The 17077-nt window shown below is 53.5% G+C and carries 13 protein-coding genes; 5 read left to right on the top strand and 8 right to left on the bottom strand.

Annotated features, from left to right (window positions below; translation table 11 throughout):
- Nucleotides 1-53 precede the first annotated feature (53 nt).
- Complete coding sequence (locus tag ACFPPD_RS05490; RefSeq protein WP_209746577.1) at nt 54-1145, bottom strand: GntR family transcriptional regulator; 1092 nt, start codon at nt 1143-1145, stop codon at nt 54-56.
- Nucleotides 1146-1431: 286 nt separating this feature from the next.
- Between ACFPPD_RS05490 and ACFPPD_RS05485 the strand changes: the two genes are divergently transcribed.
- The 4 genes from ACFPPD_RS05485 (at nt 1432) to ACFPPD_RS05470 (ending at nt 5554) form a co-directional block, all read left to right on the top strand.
- A complete protein-coding gene (locus tag ACFPPD_RS05485; protein ID WP_209746707.1) occupies nt 1432-3048 on the top strand; it encodes a xylulokinase in 1617 nt (538 codons plus the stop codon).
- Nucleotides 3049-3050: 2 nt separating this feature from the next.
- Nucleotides 3051-3746, top strand: coding sequence for an L-ribulose-5-phosphate 4-epimerase (locus ACFPPD_RS05480; protein WP_209746575.1), 696 nt, complete (start codon nt 3051-3053; stop codon nt 3744-3746).
- Between the two features lie 36 nt (nt 3747-3782).
- Nucleotides 3783-5207, top strand: coding sequence for an L-arabinose isomerase (araA, locus tag ACFPPD_RS05475; RefSeq protein WP_209746573.1), 1425 nt, complete (start codon nt 3783-3785; stop codon nt 5205-5207).
- An 89-nt stretch (nt 5208-5296) separates the two neighbouring features.
- Nucleotides 5297-5554, top strand: a complete 258-nt coding sequence (locus ACFPPD_RS05470; RefSeq protein ID WP_209746571.1) for a hypothetical protein — start codon at nt 5297-5299, stop codon at nt 5552-5554.
- A 386-nt stretch (nt 5555-5940) separates the two neighbouring features.
- On the opposite strand, the gene ACFPPD_RS05465 is transcribed toward ACFPPD_RS05470, so the two are convergent.
- From ACFPPD_RS05465 to ACFPPD_RS05435, 7 genes are all read right to left on the bottom strand, one after another.
- Nucleotides 5941-8472: a lipocalin-like domain-containing protein gene (locus ACFPPD_RS05465; RefSeq protein ID WP_209746569.1), complete on the bottom strand. Its 2532-nt coding sequence runs from the start codon at nt 8470-8472 to the stop codon at nt 5941-5943.
- Between the two features lie 24 nt (nt 8473-8496).
- Nucleotides 8497-9447, bottom strand: a complete 951-nt coding sequence (locus ACFPPD_RS05460) for a glycoside hydrolase family 43 protein (RefSeq protein ID WP_209746567.1) — start codon at nt 9445-9447, stop codon at nt 8497-8499.
- Nucleotides 9444-10967 carry a glycoside hydrolase family 43 protein gene (locus ACFPPD_RS05455; RefSeq protein ID WP_378081447.1) on the bottom strand — a complete coding sequence of 508 codons (1524 nt, stop codon included), beginning with the start codon at nt 10965-10967 and terminating at the stop codon, nt 9444-9446. Before ACFPPD_RS05455 ends, ACFPPD_RS05460 begins: the two co-directional genes overlap by 4 nt.
- A complete protein-coding gene (locus ACFPPD_RS05450; protein WP_209746565.1) occupies nt 10964-12454 on the bottom strand; it encodes an alpha-N-arabinofuranosidase in 1491 nt (496 codons plus the stop codon). Before ACFPPD_RS05450 ends, ACFPPD_RS05455 begins: the two co-directional genes overlap by 4 nt.
- A 57-nt stretch (nt 12455-12511) precedes the next feature.
- Complete coding sequence (locus ACFPPD_RS05445; protein ID WP_209746563.1) at nt 12512-13369, bottom strand: carbohydrate ABC transporter permease; 858 nt, start codon at nt 13367-13369, stop codon at nt 12512-12514.
- Nucleotides 13370-13386: 17 nt separating this feature from the next.
- Nucleotides 13387-14295 (bottom strand): carbohydrate ABC transporter permease, encoded by a 909-nt coding sequence (locus tag ACFPPD_RS05440; protein WP_209746561.1) that lies wholly within the window; start codon nt 14293-14295, stop codon nt 13387-13389.
- An 85-nt stretch (nt 14296-14380) separates the two neighbouring features.
- Nucleotides 14381-15766 (bottom strand): ABC transporter substrate-binding protein, encoded by a 1386-nt coding sequence (locus ACFPPD_RS05435; protein ID WP_209746559.1) that lies wholly within the window; start codon nt 15764-15766, stop codon nt 14381-14383.
- Nucleotides 15767-16142: 376 nt separating this feature from the next.
- On the opposite strand from ACFPPD_RS05435, the gene ACFPPD_RS05430 reads away from it, so the two are divergent.
- Complete coding sequence (locus tag ACFPPD_RS05430; RefSeq protein WP_209746557.1) at nt 16143-17066, top strand: ArsR/SmtB family transcription factor; 924 nt, start codon at nt 16143-16145, stop codon at nt 17064-17066.
- The last annotated feature ends 11 nt before the right edge of the window (nt 17067-17077 follow it).

The following is a 17077-nucleotide window of genomic DNA, read 5'->3' as shown; positions in this document are numbered from 1 at the left end:
GCATAAACACCGCCGATACCAGTGATTCGGTCTGGTTCAGCATGATACCATGACTATTCCACTTCGATCGCTTTTACTGTTTCACCCTCAATTAATACGGGGTGGTAGTAGGTGTTGGTTGGCAAGTCTTTTTTGCCTTGTAAATTCTTAATGACCCAGTCCGCTGCGTCGCGTCCCATTTGTTCTTGGGGGTGCGTCAGCGTCGTTAGTTTGATATTCGCGTTTTTGGCGATATATGAATTGTCCTGGCCAATGATGGATAGCTCGTCCGGAATGGAGATTCCCAGCTTTCTGCAGATATGTACGACTTCCAAGCCTACCTCGTCGTTGTAACATACAAGCGCAGTCAATACATCCCGATTGTCTTTCAGATACACTTCCAAGTTAGCGGACAGGTCCGACTTCGTCGATGTATCGAAAGAAAGCACATGCTCTTGCTGGAACCGTAATTTGGCTTCCCCAAGAGCCTTGATAAATCCCTTCATTCTATACTTCCCTTGCAAATCATCCATTTTCGCGATGATGCCGATCTGGGTATGTCCTTTGGCAATTAACTCCCGGGTTGCGAGATAGCTGGACTGCACGTCATCGAGACAGAAGAAAGGAACTTCCAGCTCTTCATAATAGGCATTGATCATCGCGAACGGAACCTCCTGCTCCTTAAAAGACAGGTAGTAAGCGATATTGGGGTTGAATACATTGCTTCTGGTAGGTTCAATAATCAGTCCATCCACGCCGTAGGACAGCATCATTTCCAACGCCTTTTTTTCCTGGGAGATATCATTATTAGTACTGGCTAACAGCAAGGAATAGTTATCTTCATTTAGTCGGCTTTCAATGCCGCGGATAATGGAGGGGAAGATGTAATCCGAGATATAGGTCGTGATGACGCCGATCGTTTTATTCATGGCCTTGGCACCCGTTCTGGAGCGGTACTGGCTGCTGACGTACGTGCCGGATCCCCTCTCGCTTCGCAGGAACCCCTCGTTCGATAACTCCAGAATGGCTTTTCGAACCGTTTGCCGGCTAACGTTATAGCTCATCTGCAAAGCGGACTCCGAAGGGATTTTCTCGCCTGCTTTGTACGTTCCAGAGAGGATATGACTTTTAATATCTTCAATAATGAGCTGGTACTTTGGCTTCATGCCATCCACTTCTTTCATCGTTGTTCGATAAAGTTGTACGTACACATTCTAGCATGAATGGCGTGAAATGCAAATGCAGTGATACTTATTTATGATTTCAACCGTACAAATTCCATGTTTATCCTTAGGAAGACAATTGGATGAGACGAATAGGGAGGGCATTGCAACTTATGTTAGTATAACTATTAGACTATATTGACAAATGTACGTACAAAAAATATACTAAGGCTGTCAGTAAGGGAAAGCGCCTTCTTTTACCACGAACAGAGAGGGGACATACGTGATTATGAATCATGTAGACTTGAAAGAAGCGATAACCAAGGGTGAAACTTCGCTAGGGATCGAATTCGGATCTACGCGGATCAAAGCGGTGCTGATTGATCGTCGTTTCGAGACCATCGCATCGGGAAGCTATGAGTGGGAAAATCTGTTGAAAGACGGATATTGGACGTACAACCAGGAGGATATTATTAAAGGCCTCCAAACCGCTTATCATGAAATGAAGCAGGAAGTGGAACGGAAATACGGAGTCGCCCTCCGAACCGTGGGATCGATCGGGTTTTCCGGTATGATGCACGGTTATATGGCATTCGACGGCACGGGTGAGCTGCTGGTGCCGTTTCGGACTTGGCGCAACGCAACAACTGGCGCGGCAGCTAGGGAATTAACCGACTTGTTCCAATTTAATATCCCAGAGCGCTGGACTATCGCGCATTTGTACCAAGCGATTTTAAACCAAGAGGAGCATCTGCCTCGCATTGATTACGTAACGACGCTGGCGGGATATATCCACTGGCTTCTGACCGGAAATAAAGCGATCGGCATCGGCGATGCTTCCGGCATTTTCCCGATTGATGAAGCAACTCATAATTACCATCCAATGATGGTTAAGCAATTTGATGAATTAAACGCAGCCAAAGGCTATCCGTGGAAGCTTGAGGATCTTCTTCCTAAAGTATATCTCTCCGGCGAGCAAGCTGGTGAACTGACGGAAGCGGGAGCCCGCATTCTGGACCCGGCAGGGGATCTGCAGTCCGGTATTACGCTTTGTCCTCCGGAGGGCGATGCCGGCACAGGCATGGTTGCGACGAATAGCGTCAGGAAGCGTACGGGAAATATATCCGTGGGCACTTCGATTTTTGCGATGATTGTACTGGAGAAAGAATTATCCAAGGTTTATCCGGAGATCGATATGGTCACGACGCCGAACGGCAGTCCGGTCGGCATGGTGCATGCCAACAACTGCTCCAGCGATCTTAACGCCTGGATGGGACTGTTCCGTGAATTCTCCGAAGCGATGGGATTCAATGCGGATTCCGGCAAATTGTTCAGCGTGTTGCTGAATAAGGCATTGGAAGCCGACCCGGATGGCGGCGGTTTGCTCAGCTACGGTTATCTCTCGGGCGAGAATATTACGGGAATCGACAAAGGCCGGCCGTTGTTTGTTCGCTCGCCTGAAAGCAACTTTACGCTGGCGAATTTCATGCGGACGCATTTATTCACGGCTTTCGGAGCATTGAAGCTCGGCATGGACATTTTGACCGAAAACGAAAATGTAGCGATTGACAGCATCTTGGCTCATGGCGGTTTATTCAAGACTCCTGTCGTCGGGCAAAAAATCTTAGCGGGCGCGCTGAACGTACCGATCTCGGTTATGTCCACGGCCGGCGAAGGCGGAGCATGGGGCATGGCGCTTCTCGCCTCGTACATGATCAACAAGGATCAAGAAGAGAGCCTTGACGACTTCCTCGAGCAGAAGGTCTTCCAAAATGTCGAAGGACAGGAGATTGCTCCGGATAGAGCGGATGTAAAAGGGTTCCAAGCATTCATCAAACGATATCAAGCAGGGTTGGCCATCGAACAGGCCGCTGTAGACCATCTGCTGGAGAACGGGAGGGACTAACGTTGTTAGAACAACTGAAAGAAGAGGTATATCAAGCGAATCTGGATTTGCCGAAGCACGGACTCGTGAAATTCACTTGGGGTAATGCGAGCGCCATCGATCGGGATAGCGGCCTGTTCGTCATTAAACCGAGCGGAGTCAGCTATGAGAAAATGAAACCGAGCGATATGGTCGTCGTGGATCTTGACGGCAATGTGGTCGAGGGAGATCTGCGACCTTCCTCCGATACCGCGACTCACGCCGTATTGTATAAGCATTATCCGCAAATCGGCGGCATCGTGCATACTCACTCGACTTGGGCAACCATCTGGGCGCAAGCGGGTCTGGACGTACCCGTCATGGGAACGACGCATGCGGACACCTTCTATGGCGCTGTACCATGCGCGCGGTTCTTGAACCAAGAGGAGGTTGACCGGGGTTACGAAGCGGAGACCGGACACGTTATTATCGAAACGTTCGAAAAGCGTGGATTGGACGTCATGGCCATCCCGGCCGTCCTACTTCAGGGACATGCGCCTTTCACTTGGGGGAAAGACGTGAAGTCGGCGGTCGTGAACAGCGTCGTGCTGGAGGAAGTGTGCAAAATGAATCTGTACGCGCGGCAACTGAACCATTTTGCCAAAGAACTGCCGCAGGGCATTCTGGATAAGCACTATCTCCGGAAACACGGGAAAGATGCTTACTACGGGCAGAAGTAATAGCCTCACCAAATTACAGAAAAGAGGATGATTGGGATGTCAGCAACAGCAGCTAAACAATTTTGGTTCGTCGTAGGTTCGCAGCATTTGTATGGAGAAGAAGCGCTAGCTGAAGTAAAAGCTCACGCGCAAACGATGACCGATGCGTTGAATAATAGCGGTGTTCTCCCTTATCCGCTGGTCTTGCAAGACCTGGCCGTCAGCGCGGATAAAATTACAAGCATCATGAAAGAGGTCAACTATCGCGATGAAGTAGCTGGTGTTATCACGTGGATGCACACATTCTCGCCTGCAAAAATGTGGATTCGCGGTACGAAAATGCTGCAGAAGCCTCTGCTTCACTTGGCGACTCAGTACAATGAAAGCATTCCTTGGGCAACGATCGATATGGACTTCATGAACCTGAACCAAGCTGCTCACGGCGACCGCGAGTACGGATTCATCAATGCCCGTCTGCAGAAACAAAATAAAATCGTCGTGGGCTATTGGGAGCGTCCGGCAGTGCAGCAGCAAATTGCGGATTGGATGGACGTAGCGGTTGCTTATAACGAAAGCTTCAACATCAAAGTCGCCCGTTTCGGCGACAACATGCGTAATGTTGGCGTAACGGAAGGGGACAAGGTCGAGGCCCAAATTCAATTCGGATGGACCGTCGACTACTACGGCATCGGCGACCTCGTGCAATACGTGAATGGCGTTACGGAGCAGGAAATCGATGATTTGATGGGTCAATATGCGGAGCTCTACGAATTCGATTACGGCACGAACAGCAAAGAAGACTGGGAAGCGAGCGTCAGAGTCCAAGCAAGCTATGAAATCGCCCTCAAACGTTTCTTCGACGAGAAAGGTTATAATGCCTTCACGTCGAACTTCGAAGATTTGCATGGCATGAAACAGCTTCCCGGTCTTGCCGTCCAACGCTTGATGGCGCAGGGCTACGGCTTTGCCGGCGAGGGCGACTGGAAGACGGCCGCGCTCGATCGCTTGCTGAAAGTGATGAGCCGCCATCAGAACACGGGCTTCATGGAGGATTACACTTACGAGATGGCTGCCGGCCAGGAAGCCATTCTGCAATCCCATATGCTCGAGGTAGATCCGTCCTTGGCAAGCAACAAGCCGAAAATCATTGTTTCCCCGCTCGGAATCGGCGATCGCGAAGATCCGGCGCGTCTCGTATTCGACGGCAAAGCCGGCGATGGCGTAGTCGTATCGATGGCTGACTTCGGCACTCATTATAAATTGCTGATCAACGAGGTTACCGCATTCGAACCGACGGTTCCGGCTCCTAACCTTCCTGTAGCTCGTGTCCTGTGGACGGTGAAGCCGAACTTCCAGGATGGGGTAAAAGCTTGGATCGAGAATGGCGGCGGCCATCATACCGTCGTTTCCTTGAACCTGACGACGGACCAAATCGCAACCTACGCCAAGCTGGTTAACTTGGAATACGTCGTCATTAAGTAAACCGGACTAGCTGGAACCGCCATAACGTCCCAAAACCGTTTCTTTCGTAAATGGCCGATCGCATGCCTATTTACTAAGAAACGGTTTCTTTGTTTTTCAGAGATGATATGCTGAACCTGGACCGCAAAGCATCTGAACTATGGGGTATGGATATATCGGAAAAAAATCGAAAAGCCGAAATGATTGAGGTCCGCCAAGGAACCGAAGTCGATTTGATCGTAGGAGATGATGCAATCGTGTTGTCGCCAAAAGCATTTAATGATACGACGGGTTTTGTTTCTGTTTGTCCAATCACTCATACGGTCGGACCAAATCAAAAATCTCGATTGGCGAGCTCAACGCATTGATATCGTTGGTAAAGCTCCCGATGGAGTAGTCGATGAGTGTTTAGACAAAATACATACATTTTTGTAAGCGGCTCTATCCTTCAGGAGCTGTTTATTGTGATAGCTTGTTAATAAAATTCGCCTTTTAAGAGGTTAAGTTGAACCGTATCATAAGTAGGGCGAATAAATAAAATCAAGCCAGTGGATGCCTGTGTTAAATGCATTCTCTGGCGTAAACGGATCATATTTCTGTAGAAAAGTGCATCGTGCAGATTTGTTTTTGTTCATGGGTTTAACTCAGATTGCATAAAGTGCTTTTTGCATATCGTCTACGTCTTCCTGGGCAGCCTTTTCCCCAGCCAATTCGGCAGCCGCGGCAGACGAATCTGCCCGCGGCTGTTCTCGAATTAAGATGGCTTCTTCGACAGCTCCGCGAGCTGCGATGGCGTGAACGTGCCTTTGAACACTTGCAGCTCATCGAGCTCGCCATTGAACGGCGTATCCCACCAGTTGACGCCGAGACTGAATACGGCATCAGCTCCGGAGAAGATGTCCGGGAAGTTGCTGCCCGTGAACTTCAGCTCCCCGTTGACGTAAACCGTTAGCGTGCCGTTATCGACTGCATAGGCCAGATGCGTCCATACGCCTGTCGGGATCGTGAGGCCGGTGACGCCGTCGTACCAGACGCCGCTGCCGGACCATACCATCGTATTGTCGGCTACCGGCCCTTTAGGTACGAGGCTTACCCAGTTGTTGCCGTCCTTGGCTCCGAAGAACGTCGTCGTGAAGGAGGTGAGCTGAGCGGGCTTCACCCAGAGCGATACCGCGTACTGGTTGCTGTCGATCAGCTTGTTCGGCAGACGAACGCCCGACGCGCCGTTGAACACCGCCGATTGACCGTAGACACCCGTCGTAAACGCGATGGAACCTTTCGTATTGTCGATCCGATTGCCTGTCACCTTGCCGGCTGCGAAGTTGCCGGTAGCATCGTCCAAGTTGTTCTCGAATGAATATTTAGCGGTCAGCTGCGCATCCGCGAAAGGAATGACGGTTACCGTGAAGCTCTTCGAATCGGTGACTTTACCTTTCGTCACGGTCGCGGTTAACGTTACGACGACCGCTTCCGAGCCTGCCTCCGGATGGTTCACGACGCCTTCCGAGGATACGATATCAGGATGGCTGGACGTCCATGTAATCGCAGCTTGGTGCGTCCCGACGACTGGAAGCTCCAAATTCGTCATGACGCGATCGGCGCCCGCAATACTCAGATCGGCAATGACGTCCGCCACGATCTGTTGATCGTTACGCTGTTCCTGATGGCTGCCCCATACGGTGATGCCTTCGCGCGACATCGCGGTGAAGGACATGACGAAACTCTCCGTTTGCGGGTCCCAGCCTTGAACGAATACGCCTTTATACGTGGTACCATTCAGCACAAGCTCGGCTTCGTTCTGACTCGTGAGCTTCCATGTTCCCTTGATGTCACCCGTTACCTTATGGTTTTTGTCTAGTTGGATATAACTGGATTCGACGATTTCGGACGACGTCGCTTTGCCGTGGTTAATGAATTTGTATTCGCCGATCACGTCCTGCTGTTTCACTTTGTCCAGCGACTCGCCCGCATAACGGTAAGGCGAGGCGACAAGCCAGCCGTCCTCGTTCATGAACATCTGGTGCACGCGAAGCTCATGCATTTCACCCTGTTGCGGGAAACGCGTGTGGAACACGAGGAACATTCGCCCCGTCTTAGGGTCTTGATAGAACGAGTTATGCCCCGGCGATACGTAGCCGTAGCCGATTCCGGTTCCCGGATCGCCGACCTCGCGCTTGAACAGGAAGTTGCCCATCAACTTGTTGCCGAGCGTCGCTTCATCGATATTGCCCGGTAACACCGCGCTTTGGCCGGCGGCATCGACGAACGGACCGAGCGGGCTTGCCGAACGGTACAGTCTCATGTTGTAGCCGCCGTCGGCGCCGAGCCAGCCGAGCGTCTCGAACAGGTAATAATATTGCGTTTCCTCGTTGTAGACCATGTACGGGCCTTCGCCGGACTTGAAGTATCCGCCCGCGATTTTCGTGCCGAAGTACCGGTCGACGAGCCGACCGTCGGCGGTCACCGAATCTTTGCCCGGGTAGATCGCCTTGCCGGTGGACGGATCGATCTGCAGGGTGAAGATGCCGCCGGACCAAGAGCCGTAAGACATCCAAAGCTTGCCTTGCTGGTCGAACATCAGCGCCGGGTCGATGGCGTTCGGATACGAACTATTGGCGTAGGTGCCGTCCACGTTGAACCAACTGCTGCTTTCACCGCTCAGCTTCCCGTCCTGGATGAGCTGAGGGATGTTCGTGTTCGTCCATTGTTTGTTGATCGAGCTGTTCAAGTCGTACGCCTCATCGGCGGTAAATCCGGAATAGACGAGCGTATTGACGTAAGTATAAGGGCCTTCGATGCTGCGCGAAACGGCGAAGCCGATCGCGGAGCGAATGTACGTGGACGAAGTGCAGTAGTACAGCATATACGCGCCTTTCGTTCCGTCCGCGTTCACGTAATGCGGATTCCAAAGCACGTCCGGCGCCCAGACGGAGAAGCCGCCCTTGCTGTCGGAGTCGTTCTCTCCCGCCCAGCGGAACGAGGCGGCGAGATTGCCCGACAGGTCGCCGTACAGTATGTTGTTCGGCGTCGTATAGCCGTTCGTGAAGCGGGTCCAGTTCATCAGATCGGTCGATTTGGCCGCTTCGATGTGAGAGCCGAACACATAGTAATTGTCGCCGTCTCTGACGATCGAAGGGTCATGGACGGATACGTTGGCGAATGGAGGCGCGGGTAATAGGCTAGATGCGTCTTTCTTGGAGGCATAGGCTACGCCCCACGTGGCGGTTGCCAAAATCGCGAAGGACAAAGAGAGAGGCAATAACAGGCGCTTAAATCGTGTGATCATCTATTTTATTTCCCCTTTCGAAAGTTATTCGAAGATCGGCTTGCCTTCTGCGCTCCACCGAAGCTTGCGAACGAACGTATGGCGGTTCGGATCGTACAACGGATCGCCGACGATCTCTTTGTACGTTCGGGCGTGGAAGACGAGGATGTCGTCTTGGCCGTCCTCGGACTTCGTGAAACTGTTGTGGCCAGGACCGAAAAGGCTGCGCGACTCGTCCATCTTCAGCACGGGCTGAGCCGATTTCGTCCAGGAAGCGGGGTCCATCGGATTCGCGTCCTCCGACGCTTCGAGCAGGCCCATGCAGTAATGATGGTTCGTCGCGCTTCCCGAATAGGAGATGAAGAGTCGGCCGTCGTGCTTGATGACGGCAGGACCTTCGTTCACGAGGAAGCCGATCGTTTCCCAATCGTACTCCGGCTTCGTCAGCATGACGCCATCCGCCGCGAGCGTCCACGGATTCGCCAGCGGTGCGATGTACAGGTTGGAGTTGCCTTGGATGTCGGGGTCCTTCTGCGCCCAGACGAGGTAGCGGGTACCGCGGTGCTCGAAAGTCGTCGCGTCGAGGGCGAACGATTCCCACATCGTCTTGATTTGGCCCTTTTCCGTCCATTCGCCTTCGAGCGGATTGGCCGCCGTATTCTCCAACACGAACATACGGTGGTCGAACAAGCCGTCGTTCGTCTCCGTCGTACGAGCAGCGGCGAAGTAGATGTACCACTTGCCGTCGATGCAGTGGATTTCGGGCGCCCAAATGTTCGCGCTCATCATGCCGGCAGGGCGCTTCCGCCAAGCCGTGACAGGCTCCGCATCCGCGAGTCCCGCGATCGTGCTTGCCCGCCGGACTTCAATCCGGTCGTATTCCGGCACGGATGCCGTAAAATAATAGAAGCCGTCCTCATGCTTGTATACCCACGGGTCCGCACGCTGCAAGAGGAGCGGCTGTTCCGTGGCCATCGTCTGTTGTTGTACAGTCATCGTTCTCTCTCCCTCTCTATCTCTGAGTCGCTGGCTGCGCTCGTCGACGCAGGCGCAGCACGTTGCGCGCCCCACAGGGCGACGCCTTCCTTGGACAACGCGGTGAAGGAAGCGGTCCAAGCTCCCGCGGCCTGATCCCAAGACTTCAGCCAGTATCCGTCGTACGCGATGCCGTCCACCGTCAGGCGAAGGCTCGATTGCCCGCTCAATGCCCATTGGCCGCTGCCCGCACCCGAGATGGTGCCGTCCGCCTCAAGTCGAATCGAGACGGATTCTCTCAGCTCGGCGGAGATGTCCAGGCCGTGGTTCACGAGCTCGTAATCGCCCGCGGCCGCGTCCTCTTTGACTTCCCCCAGCTGCTCGCCGGCGTACCGGAACGGGGCGACGACGGGCCAGCCGTCCGCATTGAAGAAAAATTGGTGTACCCGAATCTCATGCTTGTCTCCGGTATACGGAAAGCGTGAATGGAAGATCAAATAATAACGGCCGCTTTCCTCGTCATAGTAAGTCGAATTGTGACCCGGCGACACGTAGCCGTGTTCGCGGCCCGCGTCCGCCGGATCTCTCCACATCACGTTGCCCATCAGCTTCATACCGTAGGGCTCGATGGACTTGTCGTCGAACAGCGGGAGCGACGGATCTGCCTTCGCATCGATCATGTCGTGGCCTTGAGCGTCGACGAACGGACCGTCGGCATTTTTGGACCGCGCGACGCGGATGTTGTAGCCGCCATTCGCATCGAGTCCGCCGTACGACAGAAACAAGTAATAGTAGCCGGTGTCCGGGCTATATTGCATGTAAGGGCCTTCGATTCGGCTATGATTGCCGCCGAGCAGCTTAGTGCCGTAGCCTTGATCCGGGAGCGGCTTGCCTGTTGTCTCGTCCATCTTCAGGATGAAGATGCCGCCCGAATACGAGCCGTACACCATCCACAGCTGGCCGTCCTTATCGTAGAAGACGTCTGGATCGACGACGTTCGGATGCACCGTCGCGTCGTAAAGTTCCCCGTCCTCGCTCGGCTCGCCCCACATGCCGGATTTCAGTATAATGCCGAGATTGCGATACGGACCTTCGATGTCATCGGCCACCGCCACGCCCATCGCGGAGAGCGGCGAGTCGCCGCGGCACGCGTTGTAGTACATGTAATATTTGCCGTCCGGCAGACGGATGACGTCGGCCGCCCAAAGCGTGTCCGTCTGCGCCCAATCCAGCGTTTCGCGCAGCTCCTCGGTGACGTTCGGAATGAGGGGATTGCCGTCGGCTACGCCGGACGCGACGATTTCCCATTGCATCAAATCTTTCGACTTCGCCGCCGCGAGGTGTGAACCGAATACGTAATACGTTCCGTTCTCCGCTCGAATGACGGATGGATCATGCACGGATGCATTCATGTACACGGGAACGACCTCTTTCACGCCTTTGCCTGAATCGCTGCAGCCCGCGAGCAGCCATGTGGCAGCCAACACGGCGAGGCCGCCCGACCGCAGCCCGGGGCGTCTATTGGCTCCTTGCGCCATCATGCTTGCGGGCTCAGCCGCACAATCGCCACCGATGCAGGCGGCAGCTTGGCGGACAGCGTGCCGTCCGACCACCTTGCTTCGTCGAACGAACGCTGCACGACCCGATTCGGCTGTTCGAAGGTGTTGTGGGCGTGAATGTCATCCGCAGCAAGAAGGGTGCCGCTTGCCGCGTAGCTGGCGGAAGCGCCGCGAAGCTCGATGCTGACGTCGGCCGCGTTCGCCGGATCGAGGTTCGCCAGACTGACGCTGATGATACCCTCCTTGATCGATGCGGACACTGTCACTTGCGGCATTTTCTTGCCATATCCTTCGTATCCGCCAAAAGAGCCATGGATGGCGAGTGCTTCGGCGTCTTGATGTACCTTGAACATCTCGAGCACGTGGTAGGTCGGCGTGAAAATCATCCGATCGCCTTCCGTCAGGATGACCGCTTGCAGCACGTTCACCATCTGCGCCAAGTTCGCCATGCGGACCCGATCGCAGTGCTTGTGGAAGATGTGTAGGTGGATCGCCGCGACGAGAGCATCGCGCATCGTGTTCTGCTGTAGCAGGAAGCCAGGATTCGTGCCAGGCTCCGGCAAGAACCATGTGCCCCATTCGTCAACAATTAAGCCGACGCGTTTCACCGGGTCGTACCGGTCCATAATCGTGCTGTGGCGTGTAATCAGTTCGTCTATATGGAGCGCCTTCGCCATCGTCTCGGCCCATACTTGCTCGTCGAATTCAAGAGCGGACTTCTTGTCTTCCCAGCAGCCCGGGATCGTATAATAATGCAGGCTGAGCCCGTCCATGACGTTGCCTGCCTTGCTCATGAGCACTTCCGTCCAACGATAGTCGTCGATGTTTGCGCCGCCCGCGATTTTGTAAATTCGGTTATCGCCGAATTGCCGGACGTACGTCTGATAATTGCGGTATAGATCCGCGTAATATTCCGGGTGCATGTTGCCGCCGCAGCCCCAATTCTCGTTGCCGACGCCGAAATATTTCAGCTTCCACGGCTTCTCGCGGCCGTTTTCTTTCCGCCAGTTCGCTATCGGAGATTCGCCGTCGAACGTCATGTATTCGACCCACTCGCTCATCTCCTGCACGGAGCCGCTACCGACGTTGCCGCAGATGTAAGGCTCGGTGTCCAGCAGCTCGCACAGCTGGAAAAACTCGTGCGTCCCGAAATGATTGTTCTCTACGACGCCGCCCCAATGCGTATTGATCATCCGCTTGCGCGATTCGCGTGGACCGACGCCGTCCTTCCAGTGGTACTCATCCGCGAAGCAGCCGCCCGGCCAGCGGAGGTTCGGGATGCTGAGCTTCCGCAGCGCTTCGAGCACATCGTTGCGGATGCCTTTCGTATTCGGGATCGAAGCGTCTTCGCCTACCCATAACCCTTCATAGATGCAGCGGCCAAGATGCTCCGCGAAATGTCCGTAAATATGGCGATTGATCGTGCCGACCTTCCAGTCAGCGTGTACGACTACGTTGTGTTTGGTCATGTGCAGGTTTCTCCTTAGTCTATCTTTGTCTATGTGTTTGAGAGAGGGAGGACGCAGCTAGCCTTTGATTCCCGTCATGGCAATGCCTTCGATGAGGAACCGCTGCGCGAACGCGAACAGGATAAGCGTCGGCACGAGCGCGACGACCGCGGCGGCCATCAAGAGCGTCCATTCGGTGACGTAATAGGATGAGAATGATGCAAGTTCCAGCTGAAGCGTATACTTCTCAGGCGTATTCAAGTAGATGAGAGGGCCAAGAAAATCGTTATAGCCCGCGTTGAACGACAGAATGCCTTGCGTGATGAGTGCCGGTTTCGTGAGTGGAAGAATAATTCTGACAAAGATGCCGAACGGGTTCATCCCGTCGATCTTGGCCGCGTCATCCAGCTCGTCAGGCAGCTGCTTGATGAATTGGCGCAAGAAGAAGATCGTCATCGGCGCGCCGAACATGCCCGGAATGACGAGCGGCTTCCAGCTGTCCGTCCAGCCGAACGACTTGAACATGATGAAGGCAGGGATCATCATGACTGCGCCGGGAATGACGAGGGTGCCGACCAGGGTCATGAACAGCTTGTCGCGGCCCGGGAACCGCAGCTTCGCATAGGCGTAGGCGGATAAGGCGCAGACGAAGAGGCCTATGATCAGCGTCGGAACAACGACGAGCATTGTGTTGGAGAAGCCGCGAACAATATGTCCTTCAGTAAAAATGGTTCGGTAGTTGTCCCATGCGAACGACGACGGTATCCATTGCGGCGGATACGTAAATACTTCACCATCCGGTTTCAGCGACGTCGACAGCATCCATAGGAATGGCACAGCCATAGTGGTACCGCCAAGGATCAGCAGTGCATAGACAATGATGTTGGTGAATAAGCTGGAGCTTTTGTTGCGACGGGCTAACGCATGCGAGCTCATGTATGTGTATCCCCCCCTTAGTTGTAGTGGACCCAGCGTCTGGACAGCAGGAAATTTAGGACAATGACGACCATGATGACAGCGCCTGTGAGCCAAGCGATTGCAGAGGCGTAGCCCATCTCGCTGTAATCGAACGCCACGTTGTACAAGTAGTACACAATCGTTGTTGTAGAGTAGTTCGGGCCGCCGCCTGTCAACAGCTGGAACCGCGGGAAGTCCTGCAGCGCGGCAATGAGCGACGTCACAAGAATGAAGAACGTTACTGGCGAGATACCTGGCAGCGTAATATGCCTGAATTTGTTCCATGCGTTCGCGCCATCGACGATCGCTGCTTCATACAGCGAAGTTGGAACGTTGCTGAGCGCCGCGAGATACAAAATTATGCTGACGCCCATGCCGCCCCAGATGCCTTGGATGATGATCGCGATCATCGCCCAGTTCTCGTCAGCGAGCCATGCTGGCGGGCTCATGCCGAGTTCGCTCAAGTAGTAGTTCAGCAGGCCGAAGTCAGCATTAAAGATCCATTGCCAGATCATCGCGAGCGCGACAATCGAGCAGATCGTCGGCAGGAAGAACAGCATGCGGAAGAAATTTCGTCCCCGCAGCTTGCGATCGAGCAGCATCGCGATGAAGAGGGAGATGATCATACCGATCGGTACGCCGAGCGCCGCATAGAACGTGTTCCAGAGTGTCTTCCATACGAGCGGATCGTTCGTGAGGGCGCGCTCATAGTTGTCGATGCCCGTAAATTCGGCCGGTTGGCCGAAGCTGAACGACGTAAAGCTCATGTAGAGCGAATTGAGCAGCGGGTAGAGCATAAAGACGAGCACGCCGATGAACGGCGGGACGATGAACAGGAATCCCCACCACATCTCTTTGCGGTATAGCGATTTGGGTTTCGCCGGCTTAACTGAAGGTGTATTCATCAGAGCGGGCTCCTTTCAAAATTTGTTCCTTTAAATAAGGAAGCGCAACGCATGCGCGTTGCAGCTTCCCCTTATGCGTGTTGGCTTACTTGAAGAGATCCGGATTGCCTTCTTTCAAATCCTTCTCGACGAGCGGCTTCAGTTTCGTGAAGAAGTCGACCGCGGACTCTTTGCCCGTCCAGAACTTGCCGAGGTTTTGGTTCAGCGTATCGAGCCACTTGCCGTTCGGCAGGTACGTCCATAGACCTGGTTGTTGGCCTTCGCCTGCTTTGATGAACACTTCCGGATGCGCTGGCTTCTGGCCAGGCTGCGTGTACACTTCGTCATCCGCCATCGACTTGAAGTTCGGAATTTGGAAGCCAAGCTCCGTCATCTTCGTCTGGCCTTCAATACCCGCGAAGAACTCAACGAGCTCGAACGCTTCCTCCGGATGCTTCGATTTGGCATTGACGCCGAGGCCGACCGAGCCGGACCAGCCGTTGTTCCATGTGCCGTTCTGGGAAGGAATCGGCGCGACGTCCCAGTCGAATTTCAGCTTGCGGTATGTCGGTACCATCCAGCGGCCGCCCGTAATCGTCGCGAGTTTGCCGGCTTCGAACATTTGGCCGTCATTCATCGACTGCAACGCCCGGGAATCCGGCACGACCTTGTGCGTGTTCGTCAAATCATAGATGAATTGCATCGCATCCGCTCCGGCCGTCTCGTTCAGCACGAACGACTTGCGATCCTCGCTCAGGATATTGCCGTCGTTGCCCCAGACGAAGCCTTCCCACCAGATCGGGCCTGCACCATAGATGTCGGTTTTGCCGTCGCCGTTCTCGTCGACCGTCAGCTTTTTCCACATCTCCAGCGCTTGGTCCCATGTCATCGGCGTTTCAGCGCTTGGATAAGGAACGCCGAGCTTGTCGAAGATCGCCTTGTTGTAGTACATAACCGTAGGGCCGATATCTTTCGGCAGCGCGTAATAAGCGCCTTGTCCCGTAATGCTGCCGTCGTAGCGGTAGCGCTTCAGTCCGCCTTCCCACATGTCGGCAAGATCCAGCTTCGGACTTGCTTCAACGAACTTCGTAATATCGAGGAACGCACCTTGCTTCACCCAAATGGGAAAGTCGCCGTCACTCGTGAAGATGACGTCAGGGGCGGAGTTGCCAGCGATCATCGTGTTCATCTTCTTCGTGTAATCAGCTGGGATATGAATGAATTTGACTTTGATATTCGGATTCGCTTTTTGGAATTCGTCCAGCACCGCTTCGAATACTTTGCGTTCGTCCGGCGCACCCCAAGACGAAATGGAGATTTCGACTTTCTCGCCCGACGGCGCTTTGGAAGCTTCGGGAGAAGCGCTACTGCTAGCGGCTGGCGTCGTTCCCGCCGGGCTGCTTTCCGCCGCATTATTACCTGAGTTGTTGCCGCACGCTGTGCTTGCCAGCGCCGTTGTGAGCATGAGGAGCATAATCAAACTTTTTCTCATCTGTGTGTAACCCTCCTTGTAATGGGTGAGACAATGGATAAGATCTCGTTAAGCGCTTACATTATGAACTCTTTAAAAGGCGTCCTCCCTTCCCGGTACGCAGTACTGCTTTGTAATTAGTTCCAACATTTGCGAAGTAATTCTCTTATACAACAATGATTCATAATTTTGCGAATTACTTCACATTTAAGTGTTATATTCTGCATGATAAAGCGGTTTCATTGGTTTGTCAATAAAGTTTTATTAAGTATTTCATGTTTTTATGAAATTATTTGATTAAAAATGAATCATTTTCTGTCGAATAGCCTCACTCTTGTCAAGTATTAGGGCGATACGTTATATTTAATAAAAAAACGAAATATATAAAAGAGGTCGTATGGAGACAATCGTATCGGAGAACAATCTCCCCTTATTCGAGGCATTGGCCAGCAACGTTCGGATCAAAATTCTAGAGCTGCTCGGACAGAAGCCAATGATCATGAAAGATTTGGCGTCCGCGCTTGGTCTCAGCAACTCGATCATTACGGTGCATATTAAGAAGCTGGAGAAGGCCGACTTAATCCGCACCGAAATGATTCCCGGCAAGGGAGCGTCTCAGAAGCTTTGTACGCTGATCGCTGATCGGATCGAGCTCGTGTTCCCAAGCAAAGGACTCATTCCTCGCAACTTCCATATCTCTAACACGTCGATCGGTCATTTTACCGATTTCGACGTGAAGCCGACCTGCGGTCTGGCGACCAAGTACAAGATCATTGGCGACGGCTTCGATGATCCGCGGTACTTCCTTGACCAGGAGAGGGTCGACGCGAAGATCTTGTGGTTTTCCAAGGGCTTTATTTCGTACAAAATTCCAAACTACCTCATGCCGAACGAAGAGCCTGAGGAGCTGGAGATCACGATGGAGCTCGCCTCCGAAGCGCCTCTCTCCAATGCGCATTGGCCTTCCGACATCTCATTCTCGTTCAACGGTTTTCCGGTCGGGAAGTGGACGAGCCCCGGCGATTTCGGCGGCACACGCGGCAAGTACACGCCGGAGTGGTGGAATATCGAGATGAACCAGTACGGTCTTCTTATTCATATCCGGATCAATGGCGACGGCACGTTCATCGAAGGCACAAAGGTGTCGGACTATACGATCAACAACGTCGACATTCGTCGGCTGCAATGGGATTTGAAGCTCGAAGTGAAGGAAGATGCGAAAAACATCGGTGGATTGACGATTTACGGTGCCGGCTTCGGCAACTACTATCAGGATATAGTGAGCAAGTTGACGTATATTGATCAGAAGCATTTGAAATGATGGCAAGGCGA

Source organism: Cohnella suwonensis (assembly GCF_042655365.1).
Lineage (GTDB): Bacteria > Bacillota > Bacilli > Paenibacillales > Paenibacillaceae > Cohnella > Cohnella suwonensis.
The sequence above is the reverse complement of the archived record's forward strand: the minus strand, read 5'-3'. Positions and strand labels throughout refer to the sequence as shown.

Coding starts and splice junctions, on each gene's coding strand:
- ACFPPD_RS05490 (WP_209746577.1), bottom strand. CDS start 1,145: ATGAAGCCAAAGTACCAGCTCATTATTGAAGATATTAAAAGTCATATC.
- ACFPPD_RS05485 (WP_209746707.1), top strand. CDS start 1,432: ATGAATCATGTAGACTTGAAAGAAGCGATAACCAAGGGTGAAACTTCG.
- araA (WP_209746573.1), top strand. CDS start 3,783: ATGTCAGCAACAGCAGCTAAACAATTTTGGTTCGTCGTAGGTTCGCAG.
- ACFPPD_RS05465 (WP_209746569.1), bottom strand. CDS start 8,472: ATGATCACACGATTTAAGCGCCTGTTATTGCCTCTCTCTTTGTCCTTC.
- ACFPPD_RS05460 (WP_209746567.1), bottom strand. CDS start 9,447: ATGACTGTACAACAACAGACGATGGCCACGGAACAGCCGCTCCTCTTG.
- ACFPPD_RS05455 (WP_378081447.1), bottom strand. CDS start 10,967: ATGATGGCGCAAGGAGCCAATAGACGCCCCGGGCTGCGGTCGGGCGGC.
- ACFPPD_RS05450 (WP_209746565.1), bottom strand. CDS start 12,454: ATGACCAAACACAACGTAGTCGTACACGCTGACTGGAAGGTCGGCACG.
- ACFPPD_RS05445 (WP_209746563.1), bottom strand. CDS start 13,369: ATGAGCTCGCATGCGTTAGCCCGTCGCAACAAAAGCTCCAGCTTATTC.
- ACFPPD_RS05440 (WP_209746561.1), bottom strand. CDS start 14,295: ATGAATACACCTTCAGTTAAGCCGGCGAAACCCAAATCGCTATACCGC.
- ACFPPD_RS05435 (WP_209746559.1), bottom strand. CDS start 15,766: ATGAGAAAAAGTTTGATTATGCTCCTCATGCTCACAACGGCGCTGGCA.
- ACFPPD_RS05430 (WP_209746557.1), top strand. CDS start 16,143: ATGGAGACAATCGTATCGGAGAACAATCTCCCCTTATTCGAGGCATTG.